General features: G+C 61.9%; 21 protein-coding genes. 12 read left to right on the top strand and 9 right to left on the bottom strand.

The window, feature by feature from the left end; genetic code table 11:
* Positions 1-2,472 (top strand): DUF3400 domain-containing protein (locus ACC569_RS10145; RefSeq protein WP_372523405.1); only part of this gene is annotated, 2,472 nt, incomplete at its 5' end.
* Positions 2,473-2,509: 37 nt separating this feature from the next.
* Here the strand turns inward: ACC569_RS10145 and ACC569_RS10140 are convergent.
* Both ACC569_RS10140 and ACC569_RS10135 read right to left on the bottom strand, forming a co-directional pair.
* On the bottom strand, positions 2,510-3,244 hold the full coding sequence (locus ACC569_RS10140; protein WP_372523404.1) for a hypothetical protein: 735 nt from the start codon (positions 3,242-3,244) through the stop codon (positions 2,510-2,512).
* Positions 3,245-3,370: 126 nt separating this feature from the next.
* Positions 3,371-4,288, bottom strand: coding sequence for a type II CAAX prenyl endopeptidase Rce1 family protein (locus ACC569_RS10135; RefSeq protein WP_372523403.1), 918 nt, complete (start codon positions 4,286-4,288; stop codon positions 3,371-3,373).
* Between the two features lie 256 nt (positions 4,289-4,544).
* On the opposite strand from ACC569_RS10135, the gene ACC569_RS10130 reads away from it, so the two are divergent.
* Positions 4,545-5,291: a hypothetical protein gene (locus ACC569_RS10130; RefSeq protein ID WP_372523402.1), complete on the top strand. Its 747-nt coding sequence runs from the start codon at positions 4,545-4,547 to the stop codon at positions 5,289-5,291.
* 4 nt (positions 5,292-5,295) lie between these two features.
* Positions 5,296-6,234, top strand: coding sequence for a DUF726 domain-containing protein (locus ACC569_RS10125; protein ID WP_372523401.1), 939 nt, complete (start codon positions 5,296-5,298; stop codon positions 6,232-6,234).
* A 73-nt stretch (positions 6,235-6,307) separates the two neighbouring features.
* Here the strand turns inward: ACC569_RS10125 and ACC569_RS10120 are convergent, their stop codons facing one another.
* The 7 genes from ACC569_RS10120 to ACC569_RS10090 form a co-directional block, all read right to left on the bottom strand.
* Positions 6,308-6,688 (bottom strand): phage holin family protein, encoded by a 381-nt coding sequence (locus ACC569_RS10120; RefSeq protein WP_372523400.1) that lies wholly within the window; start codon positions 6,686-6,688, stop codon positions 6,308-6,310.
* Positions 6,689-6,854: 166 nt separating this feature from the next.
* Positions 6,855-7,553 (bottom strand): OmpA family protein, encoded by a 699-nt coding sequence (locus ACC569_RS10115; RefSeq protein WP_372523399.1) that lies wholly within the window; start codon positions 7,551-7,553, stop codon positions 6,855-6,857.
* Between the two features lie 37 nt (positions 7,554-7,590).
* Positions 7,591-8,940: an ATP-binding protein gene (locus ACC569_RS10110; protein WP_372523407.1), complete on the bottom strand. Its 1,350-nt coding sequence runs from the start codon at positions 8,938-8,940 to the stop codon at positions 7,591-7,593.
* Entirely contained in the window at positions 8,940-9,623 is a 684-nt protein-coding gene (locus ACC569_RS10105) for a response regulator transcription factor (RefSeq protein WP_372523398.1), read from the bottom strand. The genes ACC569_RS10110 and ACC569_RS10105 overlap by 1 nt, the downstream gene beginning before the upstream one ends.
* Before the next feature lie 12 nt (positions 9,624-9,635).
* Entirely contained in the window at positions 9,636-9,911 is a 276-nt protein-coding gene (locus ACC569_RS10100; protein WP_372523406.1) for a PepSY domain-containing protein, read from the bottom strand.
* A gap of 135 nt (positions 9,912-10,046) precedes the next feature.
* Complete coding sequence (locus ACC569_RS10095; RefSeq protein ID WP_372523397.1) at positions 10,047-10,466, bottom strand: glycine zipper 2TM domain-containing protein; 420 nt, start codon at positions 10,464-10,466, stop codon at positions 10,047-10,049.
* Between the two features lie 300 nt (positions 10,467-10,766).
* Complete coding sequence (locus ACC569_RS10090; protein ID WP_372523396.1) at positions 10,767-11,498, bottom strand: DUF2238 domain-containing protein; 732 nt, start codon at positions 11,496-11,498, stop codon at positions 10,767-10,769.
* A 138-nt stretch (positions 11,499-11,636) separates the two neighbouring features.
* Here ACC569_RS10090 and ACC569_RS10085 point away from each other — a divergent pair, with 138 nt between their 5' ends.
* The 9 genes from ACC569_RS10085 to ACC569_RS10045 all read left to right on the top strand — a co-directional run.
* Entirely contained in the window at positions 11,637-12,332 is a 696-nt protein-coding gene (locus ACC569_RS10085; RefSeq protein ID WP_372523395.1) for an SIMPL domain-containing protein, read from the top strand.
* Between the two features lie 230 nt (positions 12,333-12,562).
* Positions 12,563-12,988: a nuclear transport factor 2 family protein gene (locus tag ACC569_RS10080; RefSeq protein WP_372523394.1), complete on the top strand. Its 426-nt coding sequence runs from the start codon at positions 12,563-12,565 to the stop codon at positions 12,986-12,988.
* A gap of 52 nt (positions 12,989-13,040) precedes the next feature.
* Complete coding sequence (locus tag ACC569_RS10075; RefSeq protein WP_372523393.1) at positions 13,041-13,538, top strand: RNA polymerase sigma factor; 498 nt, start codon at positions 13,041-13,043, stop codon at positions 13,536-13,538.
* On the top strand, positions 13,535-14,302 hold the full coding sequence (locus ACC569_RS10070) for an anti-sigma factor (protein WP_372523391.1): 768 nt from the start codon (positions 13,535-13,537) through the stop codon (positions 14,300-14,302). Before ACC569_RS10075 ends, ACC569_RS10070 begins: the two co-directional genes overlap by 4 nt.
* A 116-nt stretch (positions 14,303-14,418) precedes the next feature.
* Complete coding sequence (locus tag ACC569_RS10065) at positions 14,419-14,604, top strand: hypothetical protein (RefSeq protein WP_372523390.1); 186 nt, start codon at positions 14,419-14,421, stop codon at positions 14,602-14,604.
* A 96-nt stretch (positions 14,605-14,700) separates the two neighbouring features.
* Positions 14,701-15,162 carry a universal stress protein gene (locus ACC569_RS10060; RefSeq protein ID WP_372523389.1) on the top strand — a complete coding sequence of 154 codons (462 nt, stop codon included), beginning with the start codon at positions 14,701-14,703 and terminating at the stop codon, positions 15,160-15,162.
* A gap of 209 nt (positions 15,163-15,371) precedes the next feature.
* On the top strand, positions 15,372-15,878 hold the full coding sequence (locus tag ACC569_RS10055) for a DUF1993 family protein (protein ID WP_372523388.1): 507 nt from the start codon (positions 15,372-15,374) through the stop codon (positions 15,876-15,878).
* A gap of 194 nt (positions 15,879-16,072) precedes the next feature.
* Positions 16,073-16,534 (top strand): hypothetical protein, encoded by a 462-nt coding sequence (locus ACC569_RS10050; RefSeq protein WP_372523387.1) that lies wholly within the window; start codon positions 16,073-16,075, stop codon positions 16,532-16,534.
* A gap of 176 nt (positions 16,535-16,710) precedes the next feature.
* The coding region (locus tag ACC569_RS10045; protein ID WP_372523386.1) for a hypothetical protein at positions 16,711-17,415 on the top strand (705 nt) is incomplete at its 3' end.

The following is a 17,415-nucleotide window of genomic DNA, read 5'->3' as shown; positions in this document are numbered from 1 at the left end:
CCGAAGATGGTGCTGATGGCGGATATCGCCGGCGACGACGAGGACGCCGTGGCGCGCGCCGCCGCGCACGTGGTGCAGCTGGCGAACCGGCGCGACGGCGAGGGCTTCATCGCCGTGAGCCCCGAGGCGCGCGCCCGTTTCTGGGCCGACCGCGCACGTACCGCGGCGATCGCGACGCACACCAACGCCTTCAAGATCAACGAGGACGTGGTCATCCCGCTCGAGCGTCTGGCCGATTACAGCCGCGGCATCGACCGCATCAACATCGAGCAATCCACGCAAAACAAGCTCAAAATGATCGACGCGGTGCTCGACTACCTGGCCGGCGACATGCCGGAGCTGCACACGGGTCCCGAGGCCGAACGCAGCGCCGAGGGCGACGCCATCCTCGAATCCAAGAAACACGACGCGCGCCAGCACCTGACCGAGGTGCGCACGCGCTGGCGCGCGATACTGGTGAACCTTGACGCCGACGCGCAACGCAACGCCGCGGTGCTCGACGAAGCCGAACGCGCCAAACTACGCCCGGGCGACAGTTTCTTCGACCTGCTCGCGCGGCGCGACCTGCGCATCTCCTACCGCCGTGAGGTCGAGCGACCGCTCAAGAACATATTTCTCGGCGGCGAGCTCGAGAGCGTGCGCCGACGGCTGGACGAGATCCACGCCGGACTGCGCGCCAGCCGGCTGTTCGTCGCGCTGCACATGCACGCCGGCGACGGCAACGTGCACACCAACATCCCAGTGTTCTCCAACGACTACGCCATGCTGCAGGAGGCGCACCGCATCGTCGACCGCGTGATGCAGCTCGCCGTGTCGCTCGGCGGCGTGATCTCGGGCGAGCACGGCATCGGCATCACCAAGCTGCACTATCTCGACGCACCCGAGGTCGAGGCGTTCGCGCGCTACAAGCACGACATCGACCCCGACGGCCGCTTCAACCGCGGCAAGCTGCTGCCGGGCGCGACACTGGACGGCGCGTACACGCCGTCGCTGCGGTTGGTGGAGCAGGAGGCTCTGATTCTGGAAGCGAGCGAACTAGGCGCGCTCAACGACGAGATCAAACACTGCCTGCGCTGCGGCAAGTGCAAACCGGTGTGCAACACGCACGTGCCGCGCGCCAACCTGCTGTACTCGCCGCGCAACAAGATCCTCGCCGCCGGCCTCATCATCGAGGCATTCCTGTACGAGGAACAGACACGCCGCGGGATTTCGATCCGCCACTTCGATGAGTTGAACGACGTGGCCGACCACTGCACCGTGTGCCACAAGTGCGAAAAGCCCTGCCCGGTGGACATCGACTTCGGCGACGTCACGATCCACATGCGCAATCTGCTGCGCGCCCGCGGCAAAAAACGCCTGAGCCTCGGCACCAAGGCATCGCTCGCGTTCCTCAACGTCACCGACCCCGCGACCATCAAGCTGATGCGCCGCTTCCTGATCGGCTGGGGCTATTCGGTGCAACGCCTCGCCTACGCCCTGCTGAGCAAGCCATTCGCGCGCCGCGAGTCGCATCCGGCCACCACCGTCGGCACCGCATCGATCGTCGCGCAGGTCGTGCATTTCGTGAAGCGCCCGTTGCCGCCGGGTCTGCCGTCGCAGACCATGCGTGCGTTCCTCGGCGTCGAGGACAGCAAGCACGTCGCCATCGTGCGCGACCCACGCAAGGTCAACGACGAATCGGAAGCGGTATTCTATTTTCCCGGCTGCGGCTCGGAGCGGCTGTTCAGCCAGATCGGCCTCGCCACACTCGCCATGCTCTACGAAGTCGGTGCACAAACGGTGCTGCCGCCGGGCTACCTCTGCTGCGGCTTCCCGCAGACCGCGAGCGGCGATGCGAAGAAGGGCGACCAGATTTCGACCGACAACCAGGTGCTGTTCCACCGCGTCGCCAACACGCTCAACTATCTCGACATCAAGACCGTGCTCGTGTCCTGCGGTACCTGCATGGATCAGCTGCTGCGCTACCAGTTCGGCAAGATCTTTCCCGGCTGCCGCTTGCTCGACATCCACGAATACCTGATGGAAAAGGGCGTGAAACTCGCCGGTGTGCCGGGCGTGAAATATCTCTACCACGACCCCTGCCACACGCCGATGAAGACCTACCAACCGATCAAGGTCGCCGCGGCGTTAATGGGGCAAGAGGTGCTGCTCTCCGACCGCTGCTGCGGCGAGGCCGGCACCTTCGCGGTGTCGCGCCCGGATATCGCCACGCAGGTGCGTTTCCGCAAGGAAGAGGAGATACACCGGGGCATCGCGCAACTCACCGGCGCAGCCCGCGCCCACGACGGCAACGTCAAGATGCTCACCTCCTGTCCCGCCTGCCAGCAGGGGTTGGCGCGCTACGCCGACAGCACCGGGCTCGACACCGATTACATCGTGGTCGAGCTGGCGCGGCTGAAGATGGGCGAAACCTGGGCGCAGGACTTCATCGCGCGCGTGAAGCAGGGCGGCATCGAGCAGGTGCTGCTCTGACGGCGACGTGACGGGTCGGAGACCCGCGCTGGCGGCATCAACGGCCGATCAGGCCCTTCATGATGTCCTTCATGCCGGGGCCGACGCCACCGGCGGCGCCGCCGACTCCCGCCGGCCTGCCACCGCCGAGTGACATGGTCGACATGTCGACCTTGCGGTAACCCTTGGGGATCTCGAACAGGCCCGGGTCCTGCCCGGCGATCTTCAGATTGCGCAATTCGATGACGCCGTGCTGGGACTTGCCGCTCTTGCCGGTGGTCGTGAAGTCCATCTTGATCACCACGCCGTTGCTGGCGACCCAGAAGGTACCCTCGATGGTGTCGCCTTTCTTATCAACGCAAACAACCTTGTACTTCGTCGTCTCGACGCCGTTCACGACTTCCTTGCCGAGCGTCGTGTATCCCTTGCCCTCCCCCATTTTCGCCTTCTCGATGTTGACGCACGGCCAGTTGCAGTACTGGGCCTGGTCCGCGTACGAAGTCTCCATGTACATTTTCTGGTCCGGCATCAGCATCCAGGCCAGTTTTTTGTCGTGCCGCATGATCATGGTCATGCCCTGGCCATGGGTCTCCGTTTCGTCGCGTTCCTTGCCCTTGGCGTAATACACGCGGGTATTCAGTTCCATGCTTTTCCCGTCCTGCTCGCCCGAGATCACCCGGTCCGCGGAATATTCCACCTGCGGCAAGCTGGTCGACGGACCGGCATCGGCCGCCGGCGCGCCGATAGATACGATCAGTCCCAGACTTCCGCACCACTGAATCAGTTTGCGCATACCTTTCTCCTGATGGCATAACCTAGTCGCCCCGGAAAGCGCCGGGACATCTATTTCCGTACCGCTGCTCGCCGCCGTTCAATGTACCTCGCGCCAGCCTTGGAATAAACAGCTGATGCGATCGAGCTAAAACGGCAACTGGACATGCAAGAGCTCCGCGCTGCCGCCGTTGTGGATCGCCGAGATACCGGCGAGCACATTGATCCAGTAGTGCAGCGCCACGCCCTCGCCCGCCTCGAAACCGTTTTTCTGGTGCACCCAACCGAGATACGCGCCGGCCAATGTCGCCTCCAGAGCATTGGCGGTCTGCCCCTGGCCGGTGTGAGCCAGCCCGAAGATCGCCGAGGACGTCACGAGACCGGCGTTATCGCCATAGCGATTACTGAACTCGTTGTTCAGGAATCCACGGAAGAACGCCTCCTCGCCCACCGCGGTCATTTCGTTGGAGGTAAGATTAAAGACGTGAAGATCGCGTTCGCTCACGTCTTTGGCGCGATAGATGCCATAGGCATCCTTGCTGTCTTTGTAGCGGTAGAGCGCCGCGGCCTGGATCGCGAGCGGGATGAAGGTGGTAGGACGCGCGAGGTACTTGATCGAGAACGGCGACATGGCGAGATCGCCGAGCGACTCGCGCGGCGCCGGCGTACGAAAACCGGAATTATCACGGGCGCGCGCGTCGCGATAGGCCGCGTAGCCGGAATAAAGCGTCATGTCGGTCGCGAGCCTGGCGGCGTAGTCGTAGCGTAGCGTCGTCTTGTTGATGAACTCGCGGTTGTTATCTTCGTCGTAGCGCTGGTCCGCGTCCAGGTAATCGCTCTTGTCCTTGTAACGGATCGCGCCATAGACTGACACCGCGAAGACGCCGAAGTGCAACGCTGCCTCGCCATAGTCGCCGTTGCTCGCCTGCCCCGCGCCCGGGACGATCGCGCTTGCCACGCCCTTGAGCCACGGCTCTGGCGGCTCGGCCCGCGCCGCAGCCGCGCCTGACAGCAGCACGATCGCCAGCATCGCCTGGAACGTCCGGTTTTTGACGGCACAGAACATCGAGCTCACCCTCATCCCTGACGCAACTGGATTTGCCATGGTCCGAAACGTCTGCGCAACACTTTATCATCCATGGCGCCGACACGGATAGACAGCCCGAAGGCGTACTGAATAAATTGAGCGGCCGCTCATGCGGATTTTTCAAAGCCGGGATGACGCGCTTGCCATACACACTCCGAAGCAGATAATTTGATTTGGGTCGCCGCGCGCGACATGGATATATAAACATTATTCCGCCTACAGGAGGCTGCCAACCGTGGATACCAATACCATTGCTGTCACCGTCGAGAGTTTTTCCGGAAGGATTCTCGACTACGCCCTGCTACTCGCCGCCATCGGCACCATCGCCATGGCGCTGCTGGAACTCATCAAGAACGTGACGTACTGGCGGCGGCATTTTCACCGCCGCCGCATCGAGCGCTGGCTGACGATCGCGCCCGATTCGAAAGCCGCGCATCAGCAACTCATGCTGCTGGCGGCGGGCGGGCTCCAGAACGCCGAGGTGCTTTACGATCAGCCGGCGGCCAAGCTCATGGGCCAGGTACAGGCGGCCGCGAACGTGGCGCTCGACTTCCCTTCGAAGTATCCCGCGTTCTACGAATTCATTGCCGCCATGCCCCAGGCACAAGAGCTGCGGGATGGGGGTGACGACGCCAAATTGTGGCGCCGTTTCAGCACGGAACGGATGGAAGGCCGTCCACGGAAAATCTCTATCGCGGAAGACACGCAGGCCCGCGGCGCGGCGCAGGCGCGCGCCCGGCTCGGCAATCTGGTGAGCCGCAAGCTCGACGCGCTGCAAAACGAGATCGAATTCGCCTGGGCGCGCCTCAACCAGCTGTGGTCCGTGATCGGCGGGGGCACGCTGCTCGCCTGGATCCTGCTCAACCAGAAACCCCATCCGAGCCCGGAGCTGGTCGTGCTGCTATCGGTGCTGGGTGGCTTGGTCGCGCCCTTCGCCAAGGACGTGGTCAGCGCGCTCACCAGCCTGCGCGCGCGGAGATAATCGCGTGGCGCTCGAACCGACCGCAAGGCTGTCCTTCCGTCAACATGCCCAAGGCGGCGAGGTTCAACCCGAGCCGTCAGCACCGGAGTACCGCCAGCTCACCGGCCGGCGCCATCTGCTGCTCCTGATCCACGGCTACAACAACGATCTCAAAGCCAGCGAGGAAGCCTATCGCGGATTCGAGGCCTTGCAGCGCGAGCTGGCCAACCTCGACAACGACACGCCCGTGGCGAACGGACATCTGGTTCAGATCTACTGGCCGGGCGACGCCGACTGGGGCGTGGTCTCGCCGCTTTTCTATCCATGGAGCATCGAGCGCGCGCGCCGAACCGCCGCCGCGCTCGCCAACACCCTGGCGCGCGCGGCGCGCGAAAGCGGCCACAAGCAGCTGGACATCGTCGCGCATTCCATGGGCTGCCGCCTGACGCTCGAACTGCTCAGGGAGTTGCGCAGCAAGAGCGACATTAGCGTCGGCCGCGTGGTGCTGATGGCCGGGGCCGTGCCTACCTTCATGCTCGAACCGCGACCCGACCGGCACGAACTGCGTGCCGCGTTCGACAAGGTCTTGAGCGAGGCGGGTCTGAGTCTGTACTCCTCGAGCGACTTGGTGCTGTCCGTAGCCTTCCGGCTCGGTCAATCCGCGGCAACGGGCGAGGGCTTTTTCCCGACCGCGCTCGGCCACGAGTTCTGGGCCAATGCCGTCGCGCCCGCCAACCTCACGCAGCAGGAAAACCCCAACGCGGGTCACTCCGATTACTGGGGCTGGAATCAAAAACCGCAATCACTGGCCTGCGCCCGCACCGCCAACGCCATGATCAAGGAATTCCTGCGTTTCGAGCAGCCGGGCGATCGCGAATGCGCGGAGCGGGAAACGCTCGAGCGCGAGACGCCGGATGAACGCGCAACCGGCGCGGCACGCGAGACCGTCGGGCGAAATACGTAAATAGCGAACCGCCGCGTCGAGCAGACGCCCGTGGATCAGTTCCTCTTCTTAATTCGAGGCATTGCAGGAATCACTATCGTCGATGGCGCACGATGATGACCTCAATACGCCCGCGCGGGCCAATGAAGTAAGACGCGGCCCAGCCGGTCAGGCTCACGACGATTGATCCCAGCAACGCCGATCCGAAGCCCGCGATGGTAAAGTTGTCGAACAGCCACGCGACCAGCCCCAGCATGCCCGCGTTGATGACCAGCAGAAATAATCCGAGCGTCAATATCGTGATGGGGAGCGTCAGAATCACGAGCAACGGTCGCACAATGGCGTTGACGATCCCGAGCAACAGCGCCGCCCCGAGCAAGGTCCCCAAGCCTTTCACTTCGATACCCGGCACCCACTCCGAGGCCAGCCACAGTCCGAGCGCGACGATTAGTAGACGTAATATGAAACCGGTCATGGTCTTATATTTTCACATCCAAGCCAGCTCTGAAATGCCCGATTATGAGCACTACCAGAGAGCTTAAAAACCCGTTCAAGAATCGAAAACGCTATTGACGGGCATGGAAATTGTCATCCTTTGCACAAGGCGTGTGCAGGCGTCATGCAAAACCGGCCCTCGTAGCTTATCCCGGCGGCTGATTCTGGGTTTCGGCGACGATCGGTTCGACGACGATCTCCACGCGCCGGTTGAGACGGCGCCCTTCGTCCGTGGTATTGGTGGCGCGCGGCGCGGTCTCGCCCCGGCCGAGGAACTCGAGCCGCTGCACCAGCACGCCCTTGTTGCGCAGGTAGTCATTGACCGCCTGGGCGCGATGCTCGGAGAGGGTCTGGTTGTACTGGTTGGTGCCGACGTTGTCCGTGTGCCCGACGATAGTAAGGTGCGTCTTGCCATAACGAATCAGCACGCTCGCGATCTTGTCCATGGTGGTGTAGAAACCCGGCTTGATCGCCGTGGAATCGAAATCAAACGATGTTTGTGAAGTCATCGTGATCAGCAGGTTATGTTGGTCCAGTTTCCGGATCTCGATTGCTCCCGCCTGGACCTCGGAGGCGAGAACTTTCTCCAAGTCCTGTTTCTGTGAATCCATGTAGGACCCCACGGCCGCGCCGGCGAGGCCGCCGCCGACCGCACCGATCAGTGCGCCCCGGTTGCGGTTGCTTTTATTGCCGATCGCGCCCACGGCGGCGCCGGAAACCGCGCCGATGATCGCGTCCTTCTGGGCGTCGGTCATGGGCTGGCGATTGCCGTACTCATCGGTCGCGCAGCCGGCGGTAACAGCCGCGAAGGCGGCGATGAGGATGAAAATCGTTAAACGTTTCATGTGTCGAAACCTCCAGATCATTGAGAAAAGTAATTTATTACAACCGCACTTCCACCGCGGCCCCGCCAAGCGGGCTGCGGGAAATCACCAGCTCACCGCCGTAAAGCTCCGTCATTTCCTGCACCACGGCGATTCCCAGACCATGTCCCGGTGTCGACGCATCCGCGCGCGTGCCGCGCTCGCGGACACGCTCGACCTGGTCGGAGGCAATGCCGGGTCCATCGTCCTCGACGCGCAACGTAAATTCCCGCCCCGATCGCCCGTCCGGTTCGTTGCGGGCGTGCACCTGCACGCGCGAGCGCGCCCACTTGTAAGCGTTGTCAGCCAGATTGCCCACGACCTCGAGCAGGTCGCCTTCATCGCCACGAAACACCACCTCGGGCGCGATGTCGATCTCGGCGCGCACCAATTTTCCGGCATACACCTTGTCCAGCGCGTCGAGGATTTTTCGCACCGCCGGAGCCACCGACAACGGTGTCACCATGGCAGTGCGGCCGGCGGCGGCCGCGCGCTGCAGCCGATACTCGACAATCTCATTCATGCGTTGCAACTGTTCCTGCACCACCGCGCGCAGTTCCTCCGCCGGCACCTTGGCCTCGACGCTCGAGTGCAGAACCGCCAGCGGCGTCTTCAGACTGTGCGCCAGGTTGCCGAGCGCGTCGCGGTAGCGCTGAAGATGCGCGCGCGCGTTCGCGAGCAGGGTATTGAGGTTATCCGCCAGCGGTTGAATTTCAGCCGGGTACCGGCCGTGCAACGTCGGGGCGCGGCCAGCCTCTATTTCCGACAGGTTCTGCGCCAACTGCCGCAGCGGCGACATCACCCAGCGCAGGATCAACGCCTGGATCGCCAACAGCAACAACGTGGCCACGGCGAGCCAGATGAAAAGGCTGTGGCGGAACTGCTGGAGCTGCGCCTCGTGCACATCCAGCCGCTCGGCCACATGAAACACATACAACCGTGGCTGACGATCACTGCCTTCCCAGCGGGTGGTGAAGCTCAGCGTCAATTGGGCCGGTATTTGTCCGTTGGCTACCTGCGTGTACACATGCTCGCCGAGGGCCGGCGATACCGCGTCGTCGAATTTCGCACCGAGCGCCGAACGCGAACGCCATACCGCCGCACCCCGGACGTCGCTGACCTCCGCGACCAGACCGGATCCGACGAGATTGAAGCGCGGCTCAGGCAGCTCCACGGGCAATTCCAGTTTGTTGTTCGCATTGAGATCGGAAGCGGCAAGCAAGGCATAGAGATGGCCTTGCAGGCGTTCGCGCAGCGTGGTCTCGGCACTGCGGCGGAATGCCTGATCCAGGGCCACCCCGGTCAAAGCGAAAAACCCCGCCAGCACCAGCGCCGAGACCAGCAGCAGACGCGCGCGCAACGAACGCATCACGTGCCCCCGCAGGGAAGCGTGAAGCGATAGCCGCGGCCGCGCAAAGTTTCAATCGGATTCAGGCGCTCGTCGGGATCGAGTTTCTTGCGCAAACGGCCGATGAAGACTTCGATCACGTTGCTGTCGCGGTCGAAATCCTGATCGTAGATATGTTCGGTGAGCGTCGTCTTCGATACCACGTCGCCGGCGTGCAGCATCAGGTATTCCAGCACCTTGTATTCGTAGGCGGTGAGTTCCAGCGCCTGCTTGCCCACGCGCACCTGCTGCGCGGCGGTGTCGAGCACGATCGGCCCGCAGGCGACGACGGGTTGCGCCTGACCGGCGGCGCGCCGCAGCAGGGCTTTGGTGCGCGCCAGCAATTCCTCGAACTGAAACGGCTTGACCAGATAGTCGTCCGCGCCCGCTTCGAGACCCTCCACCTTGTCCTGCCAGCGCCCGCGGGCGGTCAGGATCAGCACGGGGAAGCGCCGGTCGTTCTTGCGCCACGCGCGGATAACCTCCATGCCGCTGATGTCGGGCAAGCCGAGGTCGACGACGGCGAGGTCGATGGGATATTCGCGCCCGTGCACCAGGCCGTCCTTGCCGTTGGCGGCGCCGTCCACGGCATAGCCCGCGGCGCGCAACTGGCCGCATAACTGCTCACGCAGGGAGGCTTCGTCTTCAATGACAAGCAGACGCATGGGGATAGGCTGCTAGTGAGTCTCGCCGCTCTGCGCATCCACGTTGACCACGCGCACCGAGCCGTCGCGCATCAGAACCTTGATGCGGTAAGTGGTGCGGCCGCGATTTTCGCGCGCCTCCGCCGAAAGCACGCGCCCACCAGTATCGCGCCGGACGCGCGCCACCGCCTCATCGAGCGAGAGACTGTCCCGATGCGCGGCTTCGCTGCGTGACGAACGCTCGTCACGCCTCGCCTCCACCGGAACCACCGAGGCCCATACGAGCAAGCCGGCGAGCAGGCACGTCATGATCTTCACGCGTCTCATCACCTGTCGCCCCCGTCGTATGGTTGGATCGTCGCCATCGGCCACACATCTTATCCGACCGGCGCGGGTGAAGCATCTGCGTACCTTTTACCCCGCCGCGGATGCATCGGCGTGCGGTCAATGATTGCGGACGATCTCGTAGCCGATAATGGTACCGATCACCGCGCCGACCGCGGTGTCACCCGGATCGCCACGGCCGATCTCGTGTCCCACCACCCCGCCGATCACGCTGCCGGCAATGATGGGCACGGGCGAGGATGCGCGCTGTTCCGAATAAGATTCCCGGTACCCGCGAGGTGCGGGTTCATAGTAATCGCGATCACCGTGATGATTGTGCATATACCAGCCGCGGTGCTCGCCACGATCATGACGAGTATCATGATCATCGCGGTTATAATATCTCTCCACGCGTTGCACCCGGACCTCACGGTATGCATCGCGGTCATCGCCGCGATAGCCGCGATCCGCCTGGGCCAGCGGGGCGGAGAGCGTGGCGGCCAGCGCCAGGACAGCGGCACTCAGTATCTTGCGGTTCATGGTTTCCTCCTTGTCTTGCGTTTAAGGGTTTACCGCTTACTTCTGAGACAAGCTTACTTGCCCGAGGCTGAACCCTGACTGAACAGAAATTGTTTATAACTTGTTGATTAAAATATTATTATTTTGATCAAGGCAGGAAACGGCAGGGATGCTGGACGGTTACGCTATCCAAATATATGTCTTTATACCTTGGCGCGGGAATTGAACTCGCTTTCGAGGCGGTGCAGAAAATCGGAGAAAAGTAACGTTCTTTGGAATGGAATCGATTCAGGGTGCGCGCAACGTCAATGGTCGTTTCGCTCAGCTCTTGCGTTTACGCCGCAGGCGCTTGATCTTGTTTTCGCCCAACGGCTGGAAAATCTTCACGCGCAGGCTTTCGCTCCACTCGGCCGCGAAGTCCCGCTGCAGGCTCAGATTGATCGCGACGGTTACCAGCATGGAGATCAGCGCACCCAAGCTCGCCAGCGCCATGTCCTTGTGCGCGTCCCAGACGTCGCCCTGCGTCCCGAGATAGACCATGCCGAGATCACCGCCGAAGAATTCAGCCGCGCCCCATTCGAACAGTTCGAAGAGCATGGAAGTGGACATGGTGATGTCCAGTGGCAGGAAATAACCCCAGAAGCCGCGCACACTGGCGACGCGGATAAACATCTCGCGGATCGGATATGCCAGCAGCAGCCCGTAGGAAAAATGAATCGCGCGGTCAAAATGATTGCGCTCGAAACCCAGCGCTTCGTTCAGACCGAAACCGAACAACAGGCGGAACCCTTCGTCGTACGGCACCTGCGCGTAGGTGTAGTGCGCGCCGATCTCATGCAACAGAAGAAAGACGAAGATCAGGGTGTAGGAGATGCGCGACAGCGGAAAGACGCGATGGGTCGCGGCCAAGACCAGCACGAACACCGCGACCAGTGCATTTTCCAGCGCCCAGTCAGCGCGGTCGTAGGGATGGATGGCCAGCAACGCCCACTCGATCGCGAACACGATCCCCAGAATCAGCAGGTAGCGCCGGTGAGAAACGCGGGTGAACATTGAAATGATGGTAACAGGTGTGTGCTATCGGGATAAATCGGGCGTGACTCCATTTATCCGCTCACTTCATCCGCTGGGCCGCGGGGCGGCAGTGGGGTGTTACAATGGCGCTGCCGTTATCGCTTCCGGGAGTCTCGCATGAAACTGTTCGTACGTCTGCTGATTACCGCGCTTATCCACGGCCTGGCCGCCACCAGCCAGGCCACGGCCGCCGACGAAGCGCCACGCTATAACCAGATTCACTTTCAAGTCGAGCGCAGCCGCCCGGTCGAGAACGACCGCATGCAGGCCGTGCTCAGCCTCACCGCCGAAGACGACAACGCCGCACGCCTCGCCGACCAGATCAACCGTAGCATGGACGCAGCGCTCAAGACCACGAAGGCGCGGGCCAAGGTCGAGGCACGCACCGGCGGCTACCGCACCTATCCGGTCTACAACAAAGAAAAGATTCAGCGCTGGCACGCCACGCAGGAACTGCTGCTGGAAAGCTCGGACTTCGCGGAACTGGGCAACCTGATCGGACAACTGCAGGAGCGCTTGCAGATCACGTCCCTCATTTTCTCGGTTTCCTCCGCACGGCGCGCGACGATCGAGGATGAGCTGATCGCGCAGGCACTCGACGCCTTCAAGCAACGCGCCGAGCTGGTGCGCAAGCAACTCGCGGCCAAGGCTTACCGCATCGTGGATGTCTCCATCAACACCGGTGGCGGGCAGCCCGCACCGATCATGATGCGCGCCGCCGCCTTGGCGGCGGAATCAGTCGCGCCGCCCGCGGTCGAGGCCGGCACCAGCACCCTGAGCGTGAACGTGGGCGGGGTGATCGAGCTGCAATAGTATTGAACTGGATCGCGGTGGGAGCCTAGTGCGCTGTGAAGCGCGGGCGGGTGTTGCGTAACCATATGTCCATGGAATCGGGGTTACCTCAGAGTGATTTAACTTTCTGCTGGGGAGCCCTCTCCTTCGATGCAAAAAAATAATTTTCCGCACGGAATAAATCCGCCGCTGGCCGTGTTTACCCGTTTGAGCATCCCGCATCGGGACTGCCCCAACCCAGGAGAAAAATTATGCGAATTCTGAAGCTTGCGGCGGCGACCGCGTTTACCCTTGTTTCCCTCACCACATTGGCCGGACCGGCGGATGACGCCAAGGCCCATTTCCAGGCCATTGGCGGCGGCGAAGTCAACAAGATCATGACCGCCTACGGCGATGATGCCGTGTTCCAGTGGGTCGGCGGCCCGCTCGATGGCGCCTACAAGGGCGGTGAGGCGATTCGCGGCGTGTGGACCAAGTTCGCCAAGGCCAACAGCCCGCTAACCGTCGCGGTCGACAAGCTTGCCGAGAGCGGCAATCCCAGCGGCGCCACGGTCACCGCTGACGTGACCTTCACCGGGAAGAATACAATCAAGGTGCGTTACGTGCTGACCTATCGCGGCGGCAAGGTCGTAAATGAAGTATGGCAGATTGACCCGAAGCTCGGCAGCAGCTATTGATTTCCTGACAACACCCCGGGGCGGCGCCGCCCCGGGACATGGAACAAATCCAATGGGCCGTCATCCTTTCGAGGAACATCTGCCGCGCCTGCGCCGTTATGCGCTGGCGCTGATGCGTGATCGCATGCGCGCCGATGACCTCGTGCAGGACACGCTCGAACGCGCGCTGCGTAAATTCAGCCTGTTCCGCCGGAGCACCGACCTGCGTGCCTGGCTGTTTACCATCATGCACAATGTTCACGTGAACCAGATCCGCGCCGCCATGGCAACCGCACGCACTCAACCCGATGACACGAGCAGTGAGCCGGCACATACGCCGCTCGATGATGCCGCGACCGCGCGCGATATCTCAAATGCCCTGCAACACCTCGCCCCGGAACATCGCGAGGTGATCCTGCTGGTCGGGCTCGAACAATTGTCTTATGAAGAAACCGCGCGCGTGCTCGATGTGCCGATCGGCACTGTCATGTCGCGGCTCACGCGCGCCCGCGAACGTTTGCGGGCCTTGATGTCCGGCGAAACCAATCCGACCCTGCGGAGAGTGAAATGAGCCATCAGCCCCCACCGATCAGCGACGATACCCTGCACGCCTATGTCGACGGGCGGCTCGACGCCGCGCACAGCGCGGAGATCGAGACACGGCTAGCCACCGACGCGACGCTGTCGGCGCGGGTGCAGGCCTGGCGCGAACAGAATCAGGCGCTGCATGCGCTCTTCGATCCCGTGCTCGATGAACCCGTGCCCGCACGGCTGGCGCAGACACTCGCCCCGCCCGCACGCGCCCGTTGGTTGCCGATCGCCGCGGCGATCGGCTGGCTCGCCGTCGGTGGCATTCTGGGCTGGACAGTGCACGGCAAGCTGGAACCTGCGACACCCATTGAAGCCGTCGCGCTTGCCCAACGCGCCGCCGTGGCCCATGTTGTCTATGCCTCGGAAGTGCAGCACCCGGTTGAAGTGAAAGCTGATCAGGAACAGCACCTCGTCCACTGGCTGTCGAAGCGGCTTGGCACCGAGCTGCGTGTGCCGGACCTGAACCGTTTCGGATATCAACTGGTGGGGGGACGGCTGTTGCCGGGTGACAAGGGTCCGGCCGCGCAGTTCATGTATCAGGAGGCGCGCGGCACGCGCCTGACACTGTACGTGGCGATACAGACCGACGGCACACAGGAAACCGCGTTCCGCTACGAAACAGGTGAAGGCGTGAATGTACTCTACTGGGTAGATCACCGCCGCGGTTTCGCGCTCGCCGGCGAAGCCGACCGCGCCACGCTACTCCGTCTCGGCCACGCGGCGTACGAAACGCTATCATTCTAGTGGGATGTTAACCAGGTCAGTCGCAGGGCACACTCCCTCTATCGGGAAGACCATCAGAGGCTTATCAGAGTGATTTCTGTTTAAGCATCCGTAAACTTCACGCACAGGCGGCAAGGATGATTGAGGTTGCTGAAAAAAATCACTTCGACTCCTTAATCTGTCGCAATAGCATTGAACTGTCTCGTGCTGGAACCAGTGTGCGCGGGCGCGGCCAGCCAAGGGCGCAAGAAAAAATCGCTCAAGAATTGACTTTCGCCGCTGTCGTGCGCATGGGCGCGACATTTCACGGTTTTGTCAGGTGAAACGCGTTGGCTATACGGGTCCGCAAGAACTAACATTAAAGCAGGGCCGCGGCCCGAGGGAGAAACGCGCGGACCCGTGTAAAGGAGAACAGCACCATGTACAAACGCATCATGGTATCCATCGACGGCAGCAACACATCCACGCGCGCGTTGCACGAAGCGATCCGAATTGGGAAGCATCAGCAAGCGGCTCAAATCCTGTTGCTGCACGTCATTGACACGATCAGCAACGTTCCCCAGTCCGGATCCGGATCTCCGCCGTCCTATATCAAGGAGTTGTTTACTCAGGCGCGAAAGTACGGACAGGAACTGCTCGAACAGGCGCAGAAGGAGGCCGAGCGTGAGGGACTCCAAGTCGAGATGCGGCTGGTCGAGCTCAAGCGCGCCAGCGATCACATCGCGCAGGTGATCGTGGACGAGGCCAAGGGGATGTCCGCGGAACTGCTGGTCATGGGTACGCACGGCCGGCGCGGCCTGCACCATCTGCTGCTCGGCAGCGTGGCCGAAGGCGTGATACGGTTGACGCCCTGCCCGGTGTTGCTGATCCGGAGCGAGTAGTCTGCGCCGTGGTCCCAACGTCAGATCACGGCAGCAACCAGCGCGCAATCAATCAGGACCTCTAAACCCTGGAGGAAACGGGGCTGGTTCACTCAGTCTCTTGGCGGAGCGGACAGGCTCGGATCGCGCATTACCCGAGCAATGTCAGAGTAGGGTCATGACACCGGTCCCTGTTATATTGGTTCCACGTCTTCACCGGAGACCCGCCCATGACTCTATCCATGTACCAAGCGTCCGTTCCATCGTTTATCCGCATGCTGACCAACCTCGCCGGGGTGCTCGCGAAAGGCGCGGCGCATGCCGAGGCAAAAAAAATCGACCCGGCGGTGCTGGTGAACGGCCGCCTGTTCCCCGACATGTTTCCGCTCGCGCGGCAAGTCATGATCGTGACTGATAACGCCAAGGGCGGGGCCGCGCGATTGGCGGGGCTGGAACCGCCCAAGTACGAAGACAACGAGTCCAGTTTTCCGGAACTCATGGCCCGCATCGACAAAACGGTGGCTTACCTCAAGACGTTTACGCCCGGTCAGGTCGACGGCTCGGAGGAAAGGACGATCACTTTAAAGCTGGGTAAGGAAACCATGACCTTTCAGGGGATGCCGTATCTGCTTAATCTGGTTCTGCCCAATATTTATTTTCATTCCGTCACGGCGTACAACATTCTGCGGCATAATGGCGTGGACGTCGGCAAAAAGGATTATCTTGGAAGTCCTTAACCGTCGAGACAAACGGGTCCTGCGCTTACTATCCTTATCCCGTCCCACTCAGAAATTCACCCGGCGCAAACCTGACTAAGAATTGGTTTTTTGGGTGCTATGGAGCATGATAGCGCCACGCGTCTGGCATCCCGTTGATAAAGCTGGCATCATTTTCCCGAACGGTTTCCGTTTTCAAAGTGGAGGTGCTATCCATGGCAACCAAAAAGAAAGCCAAGACCACAACGAAGAAAAAGAAAACCTCAACCGGTAAGGTGGCGGTCCGCAAAAAGACCGTCAGCAAAAAAGTTGTGGCCAAAAAGAAAACCGCGGTTAAGGCCAAGGCCGTTCCCAAGAAAAAACGGGGCGCCGCCCGCGCTCCAGCCCCGATGCCGAAACCGGCCGTTACGGCGATACCGCCCGGCACCGAGCCCATCGGCATCGTCACGCATTACTACTCGCATCTCTCGGTGGCGATCGTGCAACTCGAGACCGGCAACCTGCGCGTGGGCGACGTCATCCACATCAAGGGCCACACCAGCGACTTCTCGCAGCCGGTCGAGTCGATGGAAATCGACCACGTCCACGTGAGCGAAGCCCGCCCCGGCCAGTCCTTTGGACTGCGCGTGAAAGAACACGCGCGCGAGCACGACGTGGTTTACAAGGCCAAGTCCTGACGGATTATTCGTCGACGTTTTATCGGCCCTCGCTCGATAGCTGATAAACGGCGCAGCCAAGCCGTCCAGCGCGTTGCTGCAGTCCTTGCCGGGATCCACCATTCCACCGCCCACAAGAATTCATGCTAGTTTTATTACTACATCCGCGACGGCAGGACGCCGTCAGGGAGGATGGTTTGCAACGATTCTGGAAACATCTGCGCATCGGGCGACGCTGGCTGCTGAACGGTTGGCAATTGTTCATGCGTAACCCCTGGCTCCTCGGCGGCATGGGCTTCACGGCGGCGGTTGTGCTCGGCATACTCGAGCTGATCCCGCTTCTCGGCGGCCTTCTCATTGCGCTGGTCGCGCCCATCATGCTCTCCAGCATCTACCTTTCTCTCGAAACCATCTACCGGCAGAACATGGTCCTGCCGGTTGAGCTGCGACTGTCCGCGCTGAAACAATCGCCACGACAATTGCTGGCGGTCTTCCGGAACGAAAAGCGAGTTTTACCGGCAGCGACGACAAGCGTGCTCAGCGTCACCACGGTGCTGCTGATCCATCTGCTGGTGCGGCTGGTGGTGGGCGAAGCCTGGGTGGCCAACTGGTCGAACCTCGATCACTTTAGCCTGTTCGGGGTGCTCGCGGTGGCACTGTTCGTCTTCGTGCTTTACATCCTGCTCGCAGCATCGTTGATTTACGCGCTCCCACTCACCTTCTTGAGCGACGAACCGCTGATGCCCTCGCTGCGGCAAAGTCTCAAGGCCAGCCGGCATTTCACGGTCGCCCTGTTGGTGCTGCTGGGCGTACTGCTCATGCCCCTCCTCCTCGGCATGATCGCCGCCAGTCTGTCGCTATGGGCCGGTTACCTGCTGTGGCTCGTGATCGGATCCGTCACT

Source organism: Sulfuricaulis sp., from assembly GCF_041499725.1.
Classification (GTDB): domain Bacteria; phylum Pseudomonadota; class Gammaproteobacteria; order Acidiferrobacterales; family Sulfurifustaceae; genus Sulfuricaulis.
This window is presented reverse-complemented; position numbering and strand designations above follow the sequence as displayed.

Coding starts and splice junctions, on each gene's coding strand:
- ACC569_RS10140 (WP_372523404.1), bottom strand. CDS start 3,244: ATGCGCAAACTGATTCAGTGGTGCGGAAGTCTGGGACTGATCGTATCT.
- ACC569_RS10135 (WP_372523403.1), bottom strand. CDS start 4,288: ATGTTCTGTGCCGTCAAAAACCGGACGTTCCAGGCGATGCTGGCGATC.
- ACC569_RS10120 (WP_372523400.1), bottom strand. CDS start 6,688: ATGACCGGTTTCATATTACGTCTACTAATCGTCGCGCTCGGACTGTGG.
- ACC569_RS10115 (WP_372523399.1), bottom strand. CDS start 7,553: ATGAAACGTTTAACGATTTTCATCCTCATCGCCGCCTTCGCGGCTGTT.
- ACC569_RS10110 (WP_372523407.1), bottom strand. CDS start 8,940: ATGCGTTCGTTGCGCGCGCGTCTGCTGCTGGTCTCGGCGCTGGTGCTG.
- ACC569_RS10105 (WP_372523398.1), bottom strand. CDS start 9,623: ATGCGTCTGCTTGTCATTGAAGACGAAGCCTCCCTGCGTGAGCAGTTA.
- ACC569_RS10100 (WP_372523406.1), bottom strand. CDS start 9,911: ATGACGTGCCTGCTCGCCGGCTTGCTCGTATGGGCCTCGGTGGTTCCG.
- ACC569_RS10095 (WP_372523397.1), bottom strand. CDS start 10,466: ATGAACCGCAAGATACTGAGTGCCGCTGTCCTGGCGCTGGCCGCCACG.
- ACC569_RS10090 (WP_372523396.1), bottom strand. CDS start 11,498: ATGTTCACCCGCGTTTCTCACCGGCGCTACCTGCTGATTCTGGGGATC.
- ACC569_RS10085 (WP_372523395.1), top strand. CDS start 11,637: ATGAAACTGTTCGTACGTCTGCTGATTACCGCGCTTATCCACGGCCTG.
- ACC569_RS10080 (WP_372523394.1), top strand. CDS start 12,563: ATGCGAATTCTGAAGCTTGCGGCGGCGACCGCGTTTACCCTTGTTTCC.
- ACC569_RS10075 (WP_372523393.1), top strand. CDS start 13,041: ATGGGCCGTCATCCTTTCGAGGAACATCTGCCGCGCCTGCGCCGTTAT.
- ACC569_RS10070 (WP_372523391.1), top strand. CDS start 13,535: ATGAGCCATCAGCCCCCACCGATCAGCGACGATACCCTGCACGCCTAT.
- ACC569_RS10065 (WP_372523390.1), top strand. CDS start 14,419: ATGATTGAGGTTGCTGAAAAAAATCACTTCGACTCCTTAATCTGTCGC.
- ACC569_RS10060 (WP_372523389.1), top strand. CDS start 14,701: ATGTACAAACGCATCATGGTATCCATCGACGGCAGCAACACATCCACG.
- ACC569_RS10055 (WP_372523388.1), top strand. CDS start 15,372: ATGACTCTATCCATGTACCAAGCGTCCGTTCCATCGTTTATCCGCATG.
- ACC569_RS10050 (WP_372523387.1), top strand. CDS start 16,073: ATGGCAACCAAAAAGAAAGCCAAGACCACAACGAAGAAAAAGAAAACC.